Here is a 17,030-nt window from a genome sequence, read left to right on the forward strand (position 1 = left end):
CCGCACCCCCCCCGCCCGCAACTCCGCCACACCCGTCGGCGTGGGGGGCGTCGCCTACCGACAGCGCGCCAACCCCGCGGGTCCCCCGGGGGTGCTGAGGGGCTTTTCCGCCCCAAACCCCCGTCCTCCGGAGCCGGGACCTACCTGGGTTCGAGCGCGCGCCGGGCCCGCCACCTGCGGAGCGACCGGATGAGCTGCCGCGTCAGGTTGGTGAGCACCAGCGCGAGGCCCGCCCACGGCAGCACCAGCAGCGCGAGCCGGAGCGCGCCGACCGCAGCCCCGGCGGCGTCGCCGGCCTGCACCGAGGCGCCCACGCCGTTCCACTGCAGGCTCAGCGCCTGCCACACGGTGGGCAGCACGTGCGGCGCGAGGAGCAGGAAGGCGATGATCCAGTACGCCATGAACGGGATCACCAGCACGACCCACACCGTGATCACCCGGCGGACCCAGGGCTTGAGCTCCTGCACGCGGGGATGCGGGCGGCGGCCCGGGAGCAGGCTGCGCAGGACCGGCCCCATCCGGTCGAACAGGTCGGGCACGCCCACCAGATCGCTCAGGATGTAGTAGCCGTCGAAGCGGATCGACGGCAGGAGCTGCCAGAAGGTGGTCGCCTGCCACGTCAGGAACGCGGCCAGCAGCCACGGCGAACCGGTCGGCGCGTAGGCGGCGATCATGAGGAGCATGGCGATCGCGTTGAAGTAGATGCCGCCGAGATCCGTGCGCAGCCGGCCGCCGCGGCTGAGCCGGTAGGAATCGGTCACCGTGCTGTACATCGCGGGCCACACCAGGTAGATGCCCACGCCCATCGTGCCCGGCCGCGCGCCGCCGTAGCGGCAGGCGGCGACGTGGCCGCACTCGTGGAACATCCCGGAGACGATCAGCACCACCAGCACCAGCAGGAGCTGCTCCGGCCGGTTGAGCAGCTCCTTCGCGCCCGCGACGACCTGCTCGGCGCCACCGTGCACGGCCAGCCAGACGTCGGCGAAGACGAAGGCCGCCAGGACGGTGACCACCACCGGCGGCCAGAACAGCGGCTGGAAGATCCCGGCGATGACCGCGACGGCGCGCTCCGGCACCAGCGCGACGCGGAACTTCAGCGCCAGCAACCGATCTCGCCCCTTCGGGATCTTCTCCGGCGGCGCACCGGATTCCGAAACGGCCACGATCCCGGCGGGTCGCAACCGGTTCTCGACGAGGAAGAACACCTGCCCGGCGGTGATGGCGCGCTCCGATTCGCCGCTGAGTCGCGCCGCGAGTTCCGCGAAGCTGCTGCGCCCGTCGAGCCCCGCCGCCGCCAGGTACAGCAGGTGTGAAATCTGGAGGACCTGCCCATCGCGGCGGCGCACCAGGTACGGCGCTTCGCGATGCCCGGAGCCCTGGTAGCGGCCGATCAGCTCGGTGCCCGCCACGAGCGCGGGCACCGGCAGGTGCGCGACGTCCTCGTCCGCCGGGGGCGACCCGGCCTGGTGCGGGGCGGCCATTGCGACTCCTGATCCGGTCCGAACGTGGCCCGGCGGGCGCGACATCCTCGCTGGTGGGGGAGGTCGCGCCCGCCGGTGGGTGGTGCTGTCTGACGATCCGCGGCGTCAGCCCACGTTGCCGCCGCCGTCGCCGCCGATGCCGTTGCCGCCGATGCCGTTGCCGCCGATGCCGTTGCCGCCGTTGCCGCCGTTGCCGCCGTCACCGCCGGTGCCGCCGTCGCCACCGCTGCCGCCGTTGCCGCCACCTTGGCCGCCGCCGTTGCCGCCACCTTGGCCGCCGGTGCCGCCGGTGATGTCACCGGTTGTGATGACGTCGGCGTCGCCGGTCACGGTGTGGGTGTGTGCGGGTGGGTAGTACGGGGCCAGGACGTCGGTGCCGCTCCAGGGGAGCCAGAACGTCGACATGACGGTGCGCGTCGGCAGGAACTCGACGCGCTGGTCCTCCAGTTCGGCAGCGCTCAGCGACCGAGAGGTCTGTGGCATCTGGTGCTCCTTCTCAATTCGAGGGGATTCACAGGGGAAAACCGGAAGTTCGGCCGCCCCGCTGGAGCGCGCCGCAGCGGCACGATCCCGGCGCACGGGGCAGAACCTAGAAGCACCGGACGTCCGCTGCACTTTGATTCACTCCCACGGGGTGTGCGCATCTTGTCGGGGTTCGACCGTCGAACCGGGCGGTGACCTGATTCGCCGCTGTCGGCTGGGGCCGCTCATCAGGAGTTCCGGCGAGCCGCCTCGTCGGTGCCGATGTGGCCGCCGGCCCCGCCGGTGCCACCGATTCCGCCGGTGTCCGCGATGGCGTTGAGGCCGCCCTGGCCCTGGAGCCCGGCGGTGCTGCCGATGCCGCTGCCGTCGCCGCCATCGCCGCCGCTGCCGCCGTCGCCGCCGGAGCCCTCGACGACGTGGACCGCGGACCTGCCGCCGTTCTCGGACATGATGTTGCCGACGTTGGCGGCTCCGCCGCTGCCGCCGATTCCGCCGGCCCCGCCGTCGCCTTCCACGTCGACGCCCGAGCGGGAGCTGGTGGCGCTCGGCTGGCCGTCGCCGCCCTTGCCGCCGATGCCGCCCCGGCCGCCCTTGCCGCCTTGCACGGTGATGTCGTCGTCTCCGGTGCTCACGACCGTGCCGGTCGGGCCGTTGCCGATGCCGCCGGGGCCGTTGGCGGCGAGGCGGCCACCGCCGCCGGTGCCGCCGACACCGCCGTTGCCGCTCCGGGTGTCCGCGGTGCCGGGCCCACCGCGGCCGCCGGTGCCGCCGTCGCCGTTGTCGCCGCCGGTGATGGTGATCGTGTTGTCGCCCTCGCCGGGATTGATGCGGCCGAGGTTGCCGGTGCCGCCCTGGCCGCCGTTGCCGCCCTCGCCGCCGCGCGCGTCGGCCGGGTTGGCGCTGCCCGGGCCGCCGTTGCCGCCCTCGCCGCCGTTGCCACCGGCGCCGCCGGTGACGGTGATCGTGTCGTCGCCCTGCCCGGCGTTGATCACGCCGGTTTCCGCCACTGCAGGACCACCGATGCCGCCGGGGCCACCCTTGCCCGCGCTGCCTCCGGCCCGTGCGCTGCTCCTGGCGTTGGTGCCGTTCAGGCCGGCGGAGCCCCCGTTGCCGCCGCCGTCCTGGCCGCCACTGGTTCCGTCGATGTCCCGGTCGCTGCGGGCCCCGCTGAGGTAGCCGTTGCCGCCCTTGCCGCCGTTGCCGCCGCTGCGGCCGGTGATGATGATCGTGTCGTCGCCACCGCCGGCGTTGATGGTGCCCGCCAGCGCCCCGGTGAGCACGATCCGGTCGTTGCCCTCGGTGCCGTCGATCGTCATCCCGGCCGGGATTCCGCGGCTGCAGAAGATGTTCACCCCGGAACCGTTGTCGGCCCGGGTGCAGGAGGGGGCGGCGGCGTCGGCCGGCTGGACCGCGATGAGGCTGAACGCCGCGGCGAGCACGGCGGCGGGCAGCGGCCATCGCGTTGCGGGGATCTGACCGCCACCGGAGATGCCCGGTACCTCGGCGGGAACGGCCCGACGTGGACGATTACTCATCGACGGAACTCCTAACCGACTGTGATCATGGCTGGGCCAAACGGTCGCAGAGTTCGGGCCGAAAGAACTACTGACTCGCTGAATTCGAAAGGGTGATTTCGAGTTGCGCGGTCCCCGCTCGTGTGTCGTCGGCGGTTCGCCGTGTCGCACATCTGATCTTGGTGCGGGCCGCCGATCTTCTCGTCGCGTGGCATGTGGACGATTTCGCTTCGGCGGGTTTGAGCGGCCGAATTTCGCCCGACACGATTGTCCGCCGGATATTACGCGGCGCGGCGCTTTCGAAAATTTATTTTGTCGAATAGTCGCAAACGGGCGTGCGATGGAATTGTCCCGCTGGAAAGGATCTCGGAGCGTTTAAATTTGATTTTGTCGGTGAGCTGCCGTCTGTGTTGGTGCAGGTCACGATGTGTGTAGATGGATATTGGTCGGAGGTTCACGGCATGTCTGTCCGGGCTGGCGGAGGTTTTCGGGCTGCGCCGCATCGCGGGTGCTCCTACCCTCCGTGCTGATGCCGACTAATCTGGGGCGTTGGAACGGGGATCTGGGGGTTTGGACCTTGTTCGGGCATCGATCTCCACGTGGATTCCGAGCCCTTTTCCGGCCCAAGGAGGACCAGGTGTTCGAGAAGGATGAAGTGTTGAGCTCAGAGGAGCTCGGCGAGCAGCGTGTCGAGTTTCTGCCCGCGCGCACGGTCATGTCCGCGTTCGCGCCCACCGGCGGTCCTGTCGTGATCAACGGCGGTGACGGCGGTGACGGTGGCGGCACCGGTGGCGGCACCGGCGGCGGCGATGGCGGCGATGGTGGCGACGGCGCTCCCGACGTCGGGCACGGCGGCATCGGCGGCCCGGGTGGTCCCGGCGGCAACGGCTGGGGCGGCAACGGCTGGGGCGGTGGCGGCATCGGCGGCATGGGTGGCGGCAACGTGTGGTGGTGATCCGCCCCCGGCTGAATCGGCGGGCCCGCGTAGTTCTCGCGGGTCCGCCGCTTGCCGCCTGATCCCGCGCGGTGATCAAGTTCCGCGGGCGGGGCTTGAGTACGGTACGCGGATGGCTAAGTCGCGGACACCGGGCGGCGCGTCGATGGGCAGCGAGCAGACCGCGCGCTCCCTGGAACGGGCGGCGCTGGAACTGCTGGCCCGGGACGGCGTGCTCAAAGGGCTCAACCTGCGCGAGGTCGCCGATCACGCCGGCGTGAACCGGGCGCTGGTGTACCACTACTTCGGCTCGCGGCGCGACCTGCTGCGCGCGGCGCTGCGGCACAACGTGCGGCAGCGGATCATGAGCGCGCGGATGAAGGATGAGCCGTTGGGCTTCGGCGACCGGATGAAGCACGTGCTGCGGGGCTGCATCCGATACGTGTCGATGTACCGGCTGGTCGCGCTGCTGATGCTGGACGGCGACTCGACGCTGCGGCTGATGCCCGACCTGCCGCGCACCCAGCAGCGGTTGCAGCAGGACCAGGCCGCGGGCGTCCTGGATCCGGAGATCGATCCGGTGGCGCTGCACGCGCTGATGGTTTCGCTGTCGCTCGGGTACTCGATGTCGCGCACCCAGCTGGCCAAGGAGTTCGGCATCGGCGTGCGCGAACTGGACGAGCGGATGCTCGCCGTCGCCGAGCGACTGGGATTCGAGGCGCCCGAGAGGCCCTGAATTACCTGTTCAGGATATCCTGATCAGATCATGAAAGAGGTTGATGCTGAGGGAAAATCTGCCTCCACAGGATTGACGAAACGTTAACCACGCGCTTTCCTCTGTGGGTCGGTGCGGCCTCGCCGTTGAGGCCGCCGCCGCGAGGAGGCGAGTCGATTGGCGGTTCCCCAGACCACCGAGTTGGCCGGCAGCGGCACGCGCCAGGCGCAGCCGCGGAGCGTGCGGGCCTGGCTGGTGGTGACGATGGTCGTCGCCCTGATGGTGATCAACTTCGGCGACAAGGCGGTGCTCGGGCTCGCGGCCGGGCCGATCATGCGGGAGCTGGGCCTCAGCGCCGCCGAGTACGGCGCCGTGGCCAGCAGCTTCTACCTGCTGTTCAGCTTGTCCGCGGTGCTGGTCGGATTCCTGTCGAACCGGGTCAAGACCACCTGGATCCTGGGCGTCCTGGCGGTGCTGTGGTCGCTGACCTCGGTGCCGCTGCTGCTCGCGGCCAGCGTGTCCACCCTGTACCTGAGCCGGATCGCGCTCGGCGCGGCCGAAGGGCCGACCGCGCCGATGGTCGTGCACGCCGTGCAGAAGTGGTTCCCGGAGGACCGCCGGTCGGTGCCCACGGCGCTGACGCAGATGGGCGGGGCGCTGGGCCTGGTCATCGCTTCGCCGACGCTGGTCTACCTGATCACCAACCACGGCTGGCGCTCGGCGTTCGTCGCGTTGGCGCTGGCGGGCTTGGTGTGGGTGGTGCTGTGGGCGTTCATCGGCCGCGAAGGGCCGCTGACCACTTACGACGCCGGGCAGCGCGGCGTCGTGCAGGCGGGCGGCGAACCCGATGTGCCATACCGGAAGTTGTTCTTCAACGGGACCTTCCTCGGCGGCCTGCTTGCCGGTGTCGGCGCGTACTGGGCGCTGGCGATGAACACCGCCTGGCTGCCGATGTACTTGGAGAAGGGGCTCGGGTACGAGGCGCACCAGATCGGCGTCGTCGTGGTGATCCCGAACGTGCTGAACGCGCTGGCGATGCTGGTCGTCCCGTGGATCTCCGGGCGCTGGATGCGGCGCGGTGCCACCGGCCGGACGGCCCGCGGCGTCGTCGCCGGGCTGGCCGTCGCTTTCGCGGGCGGGTGCATGCTGCTCCTGCCGCACACCAGCGGTGCCGCCGCGTTGGTGCTGATGACGCTGGCGTTCGGGCTGCCGAGCGTGGCGTTCCCGCTGGGCTACCTGACCGCTGCGCAGATCGCGCCGGTTCGCAAGCGCGGTGCGCTGATGGCGTCGAAGACGGCGCTGGTGACCTTGGCCGGGGTGTTCGCGCCCGCGGTGACCGGCGCGCTCGTCCAGGCGGCCGGTTCGCCCGGTGCGGGATTCCAGGCCGCGTTCGGCGTGTGCGCCGGGCTGATGATCGTCGGCGGACTGCTCGCCGTGCTGGTCGTGAACCCCGAACGCGACGCCGCCCGCCTCGGCCTGTTGCCGCCGGCCCGTCCCGCAGCCGATCGCTCGTGAGCGTTTTGGGTCGCTATAGCAGTCCAAAACGCTCACGAGGCTTGAGACCTGAGTTCGCAAGGAGGCCGGGCATGCCGCTGGATTCGTTGTTCTTCCCCAAGGCGATCGGGGTGATCGGGCTGTCGGCCCGGCCCGGGTCGTGGGGGAGCCGGGTGGTGGAGATCCTGCGCTCCGGCGGGTTCGGCGGCGAGCTGTACGCCGTGGAGCCCTGCAACCGCGACGTGGACCTGCCGATCCTCGACGATCTGGCGGAATCCGGGAAACTGCTGGACATCCTGGTGGTGGCCGTGCCGGCCGAGGCCGCCATCGAGGTGATCGAGCGGGCCCGGCTCGGCGGCGTCGGAGCCGTCGTGCTGTTCTCGTCCGGATTCGCCGAGGACGGCGCCGACGGCCGGGAGCGGCAGCAGCGGTTGCGCGAAGCGGCCGGGGACATGCCGGTGCTCGGGCCGAACTGCCTTGGTGTGATCAGCAAACCGGCCCCGGCGAACGTGACGACCACCGCGTACGTGGAGCGGCCCGCGCCGCCGCCCGGCCCGGTGTCGCTGGTGTCGCAGAGCGGTGCGGTCGGCTTCGTGCTGGCCAGCCTGCTCGATGCGCGCGGCGTCGGCTTCACCTACTATGCCAGCGTTGGCAACGAGGCCTGCCTGGAGGTCACCGACATCGGCGGCTACCTCGTCGAACGCCCCGACGTGCGGGTGCTCGGGCTGTACGTGGAGCAGATCCGCGACCCGGCGGCGCTGGAACGGCTCGGCCGGCGGGCGGTCGAACTCGGCAAGCGCATCGTGGTGCTCAAGGCCGGTGCCAGCGAAGCCGGGCAGCGCGCGACGCTCTCGCACACCGCTGCCGTGGCCGGGGACCAGCTGCTGTTCGACGCGTTGTGCCGGGACGCGGGAATCGTGGTGGCCGAGGACGACGAGTCGTTCGCCGATCTCGTCGTCGCGCTACAACGCGAGGTGTCGCTGCCGCCGCGACCGAACATCGCGGTGCTGTCGATGTCGGGCGGCGCCGGGGCGATCATCGCCGACCGGCTCGCCGCGCTCGGCGCGGAAGTCCGCCCGCTGGGCGAGAAGACCCGGGACCGGATCGCGGAGCTGGAGCTCGCGGGCGTCGCGTCGACGGACAACCCGATCGACCTCGGCGGGCAGTTCTACCGCAGTTCGGACGCGTTCGGGCAGCTGCTCGCGCTGCTGGACGAGGATCCCGAAGTGGACGGCGTCGTCTGCTGCTTCACCTTCGGCGACCTGTTCCCGGAGCTGTTCCGGGACCTCGCCGAGAAGATCGCCAGGCTGGATTCGCCGAGCTGGCTGGTGTGGGCGTGCCCGCCGCCGGGCGCGCTGGTGGGCACGCCGCCCGGGGTGGTGTTCCCGAGCATCGCCGGGCTGATCCGCGCGCTGCCCGGCGTGATCCGCCCGCCGCTGCTGGACGTCGAGGTCGGCGAGCAGGACGTGTCGGCGGCGGTGGAACTGCTGAAGCCGCACACCGGCGTGGTCACCGAGGTCGACGCCCGCGAGGTGCTTCGCGAACTCGGCGTGCGCTACGTGGACACCGCCGTCGCCGGCGAGGAGCTGCCGCCGGCCGATCGCTACGTGGTGAAGATCGACTCGCCGGATGCGCCGCACCGCGCTCGGCTCGGCCTGGTCAAGCTGGGCGTCGCTCCGGCGGACGTCGCCGCGACCTGCGCCGAACTGCTTGCCAGAGCAGGAGAACTGGAGCTCTCCGGCGTGCGCGCGGTGATCCAGCCGCAGCTCGCGCACGAAGGCGAGATCGCCGTCGGGGCGGTGCGCGATCCGCACTACGGGCCTGCGCTGCTGATCGGGCCCGGTGGCTCGCGCGTGGAGCAAGCAGGCTTGGCGCGCCAGGTGATCCGCCTGCCCGCGCGCCCCGGGGCGATCGCGCGAGCCCTCGCCGACGCGCATCCCCAGTTGTCCACTGTGGAGTTCGCTGCGGTGCTGGCCGGGCTCGGCGAACTCGTCGTGCGGGTACCTGAGCTCGCCGAACTCGACATCAACCCGCTGCTGCTGACCGCGGACGGCGCGCCCGTCGCCGTCGACTCGCTCATCGTCGTATCGGAGGAAGCATGACCGACACCGCCGAACGCAACCCGCTCGAAAAGCGCCGGCCGACGCGGGTCATCGCCCCGGGCGTCTACCAGCTGGGATTGCAGGGGAACAGCTTCATCGTCGAAACCGACCAGGGGCTGCTGGTGGTCGACACCGGGCCGAGCCCCGATCTGGTGGCGGACGCGCTCGCCGACCTGCGGCAGCACACCGACGCCCCGATCCGCTGGATCGTCTACAGCCACGGACACATGGGCTACAACTACGGCGTGCCCGGGTTCCTCGCCGACGCCGAACGCCGCGGCGACCCGCGGCCGACGATCATCGCGCAGGAGAACGTGGTCCGCCGCTACCGCCGGTACACCGAGACGGCCGGACTGCAGGCGCACCTCAACTCGATGCAGTTCCGCCGTGCCAAGAAGGACTTCCCGGCGGTTCCTCCGCAAACGTACCCGGACCAGACCTACGCCGAATCGCTGACGCTCGGCAGCACCGGCCGCGTGGTGCAGCTGCTGTGGGCGCCGTCGGAGACCGACGACGTGACGGCGGTGTGGCTGCCGCAGGAACGCATCCTCTACGGCAGCGCGGCGGTGATCGAATCCATCCCGAACGTCGGCACGCCGCTGCGCACCCTGCGCGATCCCGTCCGCTGGGCCGACACGCTCGACCGGTTCGCCGCGCTGGAACCCGCCGTGGTGGTGCCGGAGTGGGGCAGGGAGCGGCGCGAGCAGATCGGGGAGATGCTCACCGGAACCGCGCGGGCGCTGCGCTGGCTGCGCGCCGAGGTGGTGGCGCGGCTGAACAAGGGCATGGTGGTCGGCGAGATCCTGCACGACCTCGACTACCCGGTCGAGCTGTTCGAGAAGCCGTGGATGGCCGAGGTCTACGGGCACCGCGACTTCGTGGTCCGCGACATCGTGCGGTCCGAAACCGGCTGGTGGGACTTCAACCCGACGAACCTGCAGCCGTCCCATCCCGACGTCGCCGCGGCGGCCGTCGCGGACGCGATCACGGACCAGGCTGCGGTGCTGGCCCGGGCCCGCGAGCTGCGCGACGCGGGGGAGGTGCAGCAGGCGCTGCACGTGATCGACGTGCTCGCGCTGGCGCCGGGCGACAAGCCGGAGATCGTCGAGGCCCGCGAGCTGAAGGCGGAGCTGTGCGAGCTGCGCGCGAAGCAGGCGACCAGCTACGTGTCCCGAAGCCTGTACCGGATCTAGGGCACGGCTGTCACGGGGTCGTGAGTGTTTTGGGTTGCTATGGCGATCCAAAACACTCACGAAGTCGTTTTTAGCCTTGCGCATGAGGCGGGTTGAGGCTGACGACGCGGCAGAGCTGATCTCGGGGCACGGCGCTCGGTCGGCGGACGAGCGGGCCGCCGCGTTCCGGGCATTCCTTACCGCGCCGGCGGACGTCGGCGATCTGTCGTCGTTCCTGCTGACGGTGAGCGCGGACGGGCGGTGCTCGCCACCGAGACCGACGAGTTCGTGCGCCGGCGAGGCGAGGACGCCCTCGAACTGTTCCTCATGCGGCGCTGCTAGCCGCGCCGAGCTGCACAACGCCACCAGCGATCCCACCTGTCACACGCGCTTCGTGCCGGCTGAACCCTGCTGTGCGGGGCTTGTGACCTGAGCCGCTAGGCTGCTGCCGCCGAACGCACCGCAGTCACTAATCGTCACGGATCAAGCGGCGGCCGTAGCCTGATGGGGTTAATCCAGGTACCCGCGTACGTACAAACCGCGATGCATGCACACTCTCCGTGCTGGAGTGTGGTGACTCGTGAACCCCGAATCCTCCGACCAACCAAGATCCCCCGAAAACAACGATCACGCCTCCACCCCGAACGAGGCGACTGACCGCGGGTTGCGTTCCGCTGCGCTGCGTGCCGACCAGGCCCTGCGCACGGCAGTGGATCGCGTGCGGCCGGCGGCGCACCGCGTCGGCGAGTGGCTCGCACCGCTGATCCAGCGCGTCCTGCAGTGGCTCGCACCGCTGCTGCAGCGAATTCAGGAAGCACCCGCGGTTCGGCGTCTCCGGGAGAGGGTTTCGCCGCACGTGGACAAGCTCCCCGAGTCCGTGCGGCGGGCGCCGCGCACCCGGTCCATGCAGGTGGGCGCCGCCGTCGCCGCTGTCGGCGTGGTGGGCCTCGTGATCGGCAGCGCGACCTCCGGCCCGGCGAACACCGAGATCCACGAAGCCGCGATGCAGGCCCCGATCCAGCAGCCGCAGGCCCAGGCCGCGCCCGAGCAGCCCGTCCAGGCACCGGTCGAGCAGGCCGCGCCCGCCCCGCAGGCGCAGCCGGCCCCGCAGGCCCCGCTGGGCCCGCCGGTCGAGGGCATCGACGTGTCCAACCACAACGGCGACATCGACTGGCGCCAGGTCGCGGCCGACGGCAAGAAGTTCACCTTCGTGCTGGCCACCGACGGCACCAGCTTCACCAACCCGCGCTACAGCGAGCAGTACCACGGCGCCAAGGACGCCGGCCTGATCGCGGGCGCCTACCACTTCGCGCGGCCGGGCTCGTCCTCGGCCGAGGCGCAGGCCGAGCGGTTCCTGAACGTCGCGGACTACCAGTCCGACGGCAAGACCCTGCCGCCCGTGCTGGACCTGGAAGTGGACCCGAACAGCGGCGGTTGCTACGGCCTGTCGGTCGACGAAATGCACCTGTGGACCAAGACCTTCAACGACAAGGTCAAGGAGCGCACGGGCAAGGAGCCGATCATCTACGCCAACCCGTCGTTCTGGCGGCAGTGCATGGGCGGCACCGACACCTTCGACGGCCACCCGCTGTGGCTTGCCTCCTACGAAGTGGACAGCCCGGCGGTTCCCGGCGGCTTCTCCGACTGGGACTTCTGGCAGTACACCGACAAGGGCAACGTCGCCGGCATCGGCGGCAACACCGATCTGAACCAGTACCAGCAGGGCTTCGAGCGGCTCAAGCAGCTGGCCGGCTGACCCCGGCGTTCGCCGCCGGAATTTCGACGGGAGCGGGCCGTCCGCGCACAGCGGGCGGCCCGCTCCTTTTTGTGCGCTCCGGCGGCCGCGTCAGGTCCTCTTCGGACGGGAGCGCAGACGTGCGATGAGATGGGACGCGCGGGGTGGGTCGCAGGTTGCTGCCGCGTCGGGTGATCTTCGTCGTGCCCTCGATGGAGGGGATTCGCCGGAACCAAGGGTGGCGGACCGATATCCTCGCCGCGATCGATGATCACCTGATCGGAGGCACGGCATGTCACTCTGGGAACAGCGGGTCACCCGAGCTCGGCAGCTGTGGATCAGCGGTGATCACGCCGCCGCCGAGCACGAGTTGCGGACAGTGCTGGACGACGGCGACTTCGACAGCGCCGTGCACGCGGCCTGCCTGCTCGGCGGGCTGCTCGAGGAGCGCGACGACGCCTCCGGCGCCCGCGCGATGTACCAGCGGGCGCTGGACTCCGGGCACCCGATCTACGCCCAGACGGCCGCGATCTCGCTGGGCCTGCTGCTGTTCGACGCAGACGACCTGACCGCGGCCCAGGCGGTGCTGCACTTCGCCGCCGACGGCGCCGACCCGGACGCGGCCGGGCGCGCCAACGCCCTGCTGGCGCAGGTGCTGCACATGCTCGGCGACACCGAGGGCGCGCGCGAGGCGCGTGACCGCGCCCTGAACTGCAACGATCCCGCCGTGGTCGAGCTCGCCCGGGAACTGGACCTGCCGGGCCCCGGCGAGCGGTCCGCCGACGAATACCTCCAGGTCGCCTACGAGCAGGCCTGCCTGCTGCTGGACCAGGGCCGGGATCACGACGCCGAGCCGATCCTGCTGCGGCTGCTGGACAGCGGGCACCCGAAGTACGGATCGCTGGGCGCGGCGAAGCTGTACACGCTGCACGTCGACGATTCCGCGACGGCGCGGCGGATGGCCGAGCGGATGATCGCCTACCGCCACCCCGAGCACCTCGGCTGGGGCTACGTGCTGCTCGGCGGCGTGCTGGAAGACCTGGCCGACCTGACCGGTGCCGCCGACGCGTTCCGGCAGGCCGCCGACGACCCGCGCCCGGACGTGCGGCTGCACGCGCTGATCCACCTGGGGATGCTGCACCGCGACCTCGGCCGGGCCGACCAGGCCCGCGAGACCTACCAGCGGGTGATCAACACCCGCCACCCGCGCTACTCGATCGAGGCGCTCGGCGCGCTCGCCGAGTTGCAGCGCGACGAGGGCGACGTCGCCGGAGCCGTCGAGACGTTCGGCAAGGTGGCCGACTCCGGGCATGCGGAGAAGGCGCCGCTGGCCGCGTACAACATGGGCGTGCTGCTCTACGAGCACGGCGATCAGGCGGCCGCCGCCGAGGCGTTCCGGAAGGCCGCCGACGCCGAAGACCCGCACGTCGCGCACCAGGCCGAGCTGGCACTGTCCATGATGGACGTGATCGACGCGCAGGAAGACCCGGCAGGCGGCGACGCCAAGCAACTCGCGCAGCGCGCCCGCGAGGCGGCCGCGGCGGGTGATCTCGCCGCCGCGCGAGCCGCGTACCAGCAGGTCATCGAGATGGGCGTGCGCATCTGGTCGGTGATGGCGGCCAACTCGCTCGGCCTGGTGGAGGCGATCGTGGGCGAGCCCGACCGGGCTCGGCGGGCGCTGCGCTGGGCCGCGACGTCCGACGAGGGATCGCTGGCGCAGGACGGCGCGTTCCGCCACGCACTGCTCGACGAAACTGCCGCGCAGCCGGTGCTGCAAGCGCTGCTGCGGTTCGAGAACGGCGACGGGACCGTGCTCGACGGGCTCATCGCCGACGCAGAACCGGAGGCCCGCGACCTGGCATCGGTGATCAAGGCCGAGCACGTGATGGCCACCGACGTGCCGGGCGCGGTGGAGATGCTCACCGGGCTGGCCGAATCGCCGAACCGGCTGGTCTGGACGAAGGCCGGTCACCTGCTGGCCGGCTGGCTGGTGCGGGAGCAGCGGCTGGAGGACGGGCTGCGGATGCTGCACCGGGTCGTCGGCGAAGGACATCCCGCGCTGCGGCCCTGGGCGGCGTCCCAGCTCGGCGATCTGCTGCTGGACCAAGGAGATCTCGAAGGCGCCATCGCGGCGTTCGAGACCGCGGCGGCCACCGGGCATCCCACCGTGCTCGGCGAGGTGTTCGGCAAGCTCGCGCTGATGTACCGCACCTGGGACCGGCACGACGAGCTGCTGGACCTCTACCGACGGACCGCGGCCAGCGGCCACCCCGAGTTCGGGCCGCGGGCGGCGTTCCTGCTCGGCGAAGAGCTCGTCGAGGCCGACGACCTGGAGCCGGCGCTGGAACTGTTCGCCCAGGCCGCCGACTCCACCTCCGCCGCCGCGCCGGTCGCGGCCTTCGGCATGCACGCCATCCGGCAGGAACTGGATGCCGCGCGGGCGAGCTTCCTCGCGCTGACCGAGGAGGAAAAGCCGCACTACACGGCCACGCAGCTGTGCCTGAACCTGGCGCACCGGTACCAGAGCCGGGGCGCGGCGGAGTTCACCGACTGGGCGTTGCGGCTGGTAGTCGAGGCCGGCCACCCGGAACGGGTCCAGCAGGGCTGGCTCTTCCTCGGCGCACTGCGCAACGAGAACGGCGACGTCGACGGCGCGATCGCGGCGTGGGAGCACGCGGCCCAGAGCACGGACGCCGACGAAGCCGCGGTGGGGAAGTGCAGCCTGGCGGATCTGTTGCAGGACAAGGGAGAGCTCGACCGCGCCGATGCGCTGCTGGCCGAGGTCGCCGCGGGCGACACCGCCAACGCGGTGAACGCCGCCCTGAAGCTGGGCGCCCTCCGCTTCGAACGCGACGACACCGATGGCGCGATGGAGGCGTTCCGCCGCGCGGAGTCGGTGGGAACCAGGGTCGAAGCCATCCACGCCACCGCCAACATCGCGGTTGTGCTTTCCCGGCAAGGAGAAACCGAGCGCGCGCGGGAAGCGTACGAGCGCGTGATCGCCTCGGGCGTGCCGGAAGTGCAGGCCCATGCCGCGCTCGACCTGGGCAACATGCTCCGGGACAACGGCGACGGAGCGGGCGCGAAGGACGCCTACGAGCGGGCGCTGGAGTTCGACGATCCCGACGTCACGCCGTACGTGTACCAGCAGATGGGCGTCGAAACCGCGAAGCAGCGGGGATTCCGGCTGATCCAGGACGGCGACGTCGAGGGCGCCCGGGCGGCGATCCGCGAGCACTTCGGCTCGGCGCGCGTCGCCGACTACTGGTGCGCGGCCTGGACCGACCCGGCGGGAGCGGCATCGATCCTGGCCGGGGCATCAGGCAACGACCTGCAGACGTGCTCCGAGCTCGGGCTGGACTTCGGCCGGGCGCTGGAGAACAACGACGACCCGGCGGCCCGGGAGTTCTTCCGGATGGTCGCCGACCACGGACATCCCGCCCTGGTGCCGAAGGGCCAGATCGCGCTCGGAGAACTCGCCGAAGAGCAGCGGGAGCACGCGCTGGCGCTGATCTGGTACCGCCGCGCGACTTCCGCGGCGGAGCCGGAGGCCACCGCGAAGGCCGGTGTGCTGCTGGCCCAGCTGCTGGCCCGGCTGCACGACCAGGAGGGCGCGAAATCCGCGTGCCGGCACGCCGTCGCCGCGGGTTCCGGCATCTGGGCCGTGGACGCGGGCGTGCTGCTCGGCCACCTGCACCACGTCGTCGGCGACGTCGCCGAGGCACGCGCGATCTGGGACCGGGCCGAGGAAGCAGCCGAAACGCCCGAGCAGTTCGGCACCGCGCTGCACCACCGCATCGAGCGGCTCGGCGAGACGACCGACGAAGCGCTGGAGTTGCTGCACCGGGCGGCGGCTTCGACCGATCCGGAGACGGCGATCATCGCGATGGGCCTGCTCGGCGAGCGCGCCGAGGACCCGGCCGAGGCCATCCGCTGGCTCGGCAAGGCCGCCGAACTCGGGGTGCCCGGGCATTCCGACGCCGTGCGCGGACGGCTCGGCGAACTGCTGCTGGAGCAGAGCGACCGGGACGCGGCGCGAATCCAGTTCGAGCGGGCCAGCCGCAGCGACGAGCCGGGCGTCGCGGCGCGCGGCGAGTTCGGGCTGGGCCTGATCCGGTACGCGGCGGACGATTTCGCCGGCGCCGTCGCGGCTTTCGTCAAGACCGCGTCCTACGCCACCGACGACGACCTGGCCGAGGACGCGCTGAACAACGTCCGCGTCGTGCTCGACGGGCAGCGCGCCGCCGGCGATCACCTCGGTGCCGCGGACACCCTGCGCCGGCTCGCCGAAGTGGTGCCCGAATCCCACGTCGCGGAGTGGGCCTACGAGACCGGCGCGGAGCTCCTTGAGGCCGAGGACTACGACGCCGCACTGATCTACCTGCGGTGCGCGGTGGAGATCGGAGCCCCTGAGCCCGCGCCGGAGGCGGTGCTGGCGCTGGGCGAGGTGCTGCACCGGCGCGGCGATCCGGCGGGCGCGCGGCAGGCCTACGAGCGGGTGCTCGCCACCGGCGACGAAAACCGCGCCGCGATGGCGAAATACCGGCTGATCGAACTGCTGAAGGACGACGATCCAGCTGCCGCCGAGGAACTCATGCAGAGCCAGGACGGCGTCCTGGCGCCGGCGATGAAGGCGATGCTCGGGCTCAAGCGGCGCGAAGAGGGCGACACCGCCGGGGCGATCGAGGCGTTCCGCGAAGCGGCGGGCAGCGCCGACGACCGGTTCTCGCCGATGGCCACCTACGCGCTGGCGCAATCCCTGCGCCAGGACGGCGATCTCGACCAGGCCCGGCAGACCTACCTGCGGCTGATCGAGTCGGCCCCGGACGACCGCTACGCCGGAGAGGCGCTGCTGGAGCTGGCGTCGATGGCCTTCCAGGCCGAGGACTACGCGGAGGCCCACGCGTGGAGCCTCCGGGCGTGGGAATCCGAGGACCCGGAGCTGTCCGGGAAGGCGGCGATGAACCTCGGGGTGATCGCCAAGCGCCGCCGCAACATCGACGCCGCGACGCCGTGGTTCCAGGCGCTGATCGACCTGGGACATCCCAACGCCGCGCTCGCCGCCGCCCACCTCGCGGAAATGCACTACTGGCGCGAAGAACACGTCGAGGCGGTCCGGCACTACGAGTACACCCTGGCGAACACCGAAGACCGGGAACTCATCGCCGAGGCCGCCTACCGGGTCGGCGAGATCCGCTACCGGCGCGGCGAAGTCCAGCAGGCGCGCGAACTCCTGGGCCGGGCGGTGCGCACCGAAGACCCGTCCTTCGCCCACCAGGCGACGAAACTTCTGGCCGAGCTGGGCGCGTAGCGGCTCGTGAGTGTTTTTTGGTGGCGGGGGGGGCCCAAACAAACACGAGAGCCGGGACGCGAAGCTGCTGCGGGGCCCGGTGAGTGGCG

The 17,030-nt window shown here is 71.4% G+C and carries 10 protein-coding genes; 7 read left to right on the plus strand and 3 right to left on the minus strand.

Translation table 11 applies throughout. The annotated features are described in order from the left end of the window. Positions 1-140: 140 nt before the first annotated feature. The 3 genes from AB0I53_RS39945 to AB0I53_RS39955 all read right to left on the minus strand — a co-directional run bounded on the left by AB0I53_RS39945 (position 141) and on the right by AB0I53_RS39955 (position 3,499). Entirely contained in the window at positions 141-1,481 is a 1,341-nt protein-coding gene (locus AB0I53_RS39945) for a hypothetical protein (RefSeq protein WP_358614256.1), read from the minus strand. A gap of 105 nt (positions 1,482-1,586) precedes the next feature. After that, positions 1,587-1,964, minus strand: a complete 378-nt coding sequence (locus AB0I53_RS39950; RefSeq protein ID WP_358614257.1) for a hypothetical protein — start codon at positions 1,962-1,964, stop codon at positions 1,587-1,589. Between the two features lie 227 nt (positions 1,965-2,191). After that, positions 2,192-3,499 (minus strand): hypothetical protein, encoded by a 1,308-nt coding sequence (locus AB0I53_RS39955; protein ID WP_358614258.1) that lies wholly within the window; start codon positions 3,497-3,499, stop codon positions 2,192-2,194. A 616-nt stretch (positions 3,500-4,115) separates the two neighbouring features. Between AB0I53_RS39955 and AB0I53_RS39960 the strand changes: the two genes are divergently transcribed. The 7 genes from AB0I53_RS39960 to AB0I53_RS39990 all read left to right on the plus strand — a co-directional run bounded on the left by AB0I53_RS39960 (position 4,116) and on the right by AB0I53_RS39990 (position 16,941). Further along, positions 4,116-4,433 (plus strand): hypothetical protein, encoded by a 318-nt coding sequence (locus AB0I53_RS39960; RefSeq protein WP_358614259.1) that lies wholly within the window; start codon positions 4,116-4,118, stop codon positions 4,431-4,433. Between the two features lie 112 nt (positions 4,434-4,545). Beyond that, positions 4,546-5,148 (plus strand): helix-turn-helix domain-containing protein, encoded by a 603-nt coding sequence (locus tag AB0I53_RS39965; protein WP_358614260.1) that lies wholly within the window; start codon positions 4,546-4,548, stop codon positions 5,146-5,148. A 156-nt stretch (positions 5,149-5,304) separates the two neighbouring features. Then, entirely contained in the window at positions 5,305-6,642 is a 1,338-nt protein-coding gene (locus tag AB0I53_RS39970) for an MFS transporter (protein WP_358614261.1), read from the plus strand. Positions 6,643-6,713: 71 nt separating this feature from the next. Then, positions 6,714-8,723: an acetate--CoA ligase family protein gene (locus AB0I53_RS39975; protein ID WP_358614262.1), complete on the plus strand. Its 2,010-nt coding sequence runs from the start codon at positions 6,714-6,716 to the stop codon at positions 8,721-8,723. Beyond that, complete coding sequence (locus AB0I53_RS39980) at positions 8,720-9,916, plus strand: alkyl sulfatase dimerization domain-containing protein (RefSeq protein ID WP_358614263.1); 1,197 nt, start codon at positions 8,720-8,722, stop codon at positions 9,914-9,916. Before AB0I53_RS39975 ends, AB0I53_RS39980 begins: the two co-directional genes overlap by 4 nt. Before the next feature lie 643 nt (positions 9,917-10,559). Then, on the plus strand, positions 10,560-11,651 hold the full coding sequence (locus AB0I53_RS39985) for a lysozyme (RefSeq protein ID WP_358614264.1): 1,092 nt from the start codon (positions 10,560-10,562) through the stop codon (positions 11,649-11,651). A 271-nt stretch (positions 11,652-11,922) separates the two neighbouring features. Next, positions 11,923-16,941, plus strand: coding sequence for a tetratricopeptide repeat protein (locus tag AB0I53_RS39990; protein ID WP_358614265.1), 5,019 nt, complete (start codon positions 11,923-11,925; stop codon positions 16,939-16,941). Positions 16,942-17,030 lie beyond the last annotated feature (89 nt).

The organism is Saccharopolyspora sp. NPDC050389 (assembly GCF_040655595.1).
Taxonomy (GTDB): Bacteria; Actinomycetota; Actinomycetes; order Mycobacteriales; family Pseudonocardiaceae; genus Saccharopolyspora.

Coding starts and splice junctions, on each gene's coding strand:
- AB0I53_RS39945 (WP_358614256.1), bottom strand. CDS start 1,481: ATGGCCGCCCCGCACCAGGCCGGGTCGCCCCCGGCGGACGAGGACGTC.
- AB0I53_RS39955 (WP_358614258.1), bottom strand. CDS start 3,499: ATGAGTAATCGTCCACGTCGGGCCGTTCCCGCCGAGGTACCGGGCATC.
- AB0I53_RS39990 (WP_358614265.1), top strand. CDS start 11,923: ATGTCACTCTGGGAACAGCGGGTCACCCGAGCTCGGCAGCTGTGGATC.
- AB0I53_RS39950 (WP_358614257.1), bottom strand. CDS start 1,964: ATGCCACAGACCTCTCGGTCGCTGAGCGCTGCCGAACTGGAGGACCAG.
- AB0I53_RS39980 (WP_358614263.1), top strand. CDS start 8,720: ATGACCGACACCGCCGAACGCAACCCGCTCGAAAAGCGCCGGCCGACG.
- AB0I53_RS39975 (WP_358614262.1), top strand. CDS start 6,714: ATGCCGCTGGATTCGTTGTTCTTCCCCAAGGCGATCGGGGTGATCGGG.
- AB0I53_RS39965 (WP_358614260.1), top strand. CDS start 4,546: ATGGCTAAGTCGCGGACACCGGGCGGCGCGTCGATGGGCAGCGAGCAG.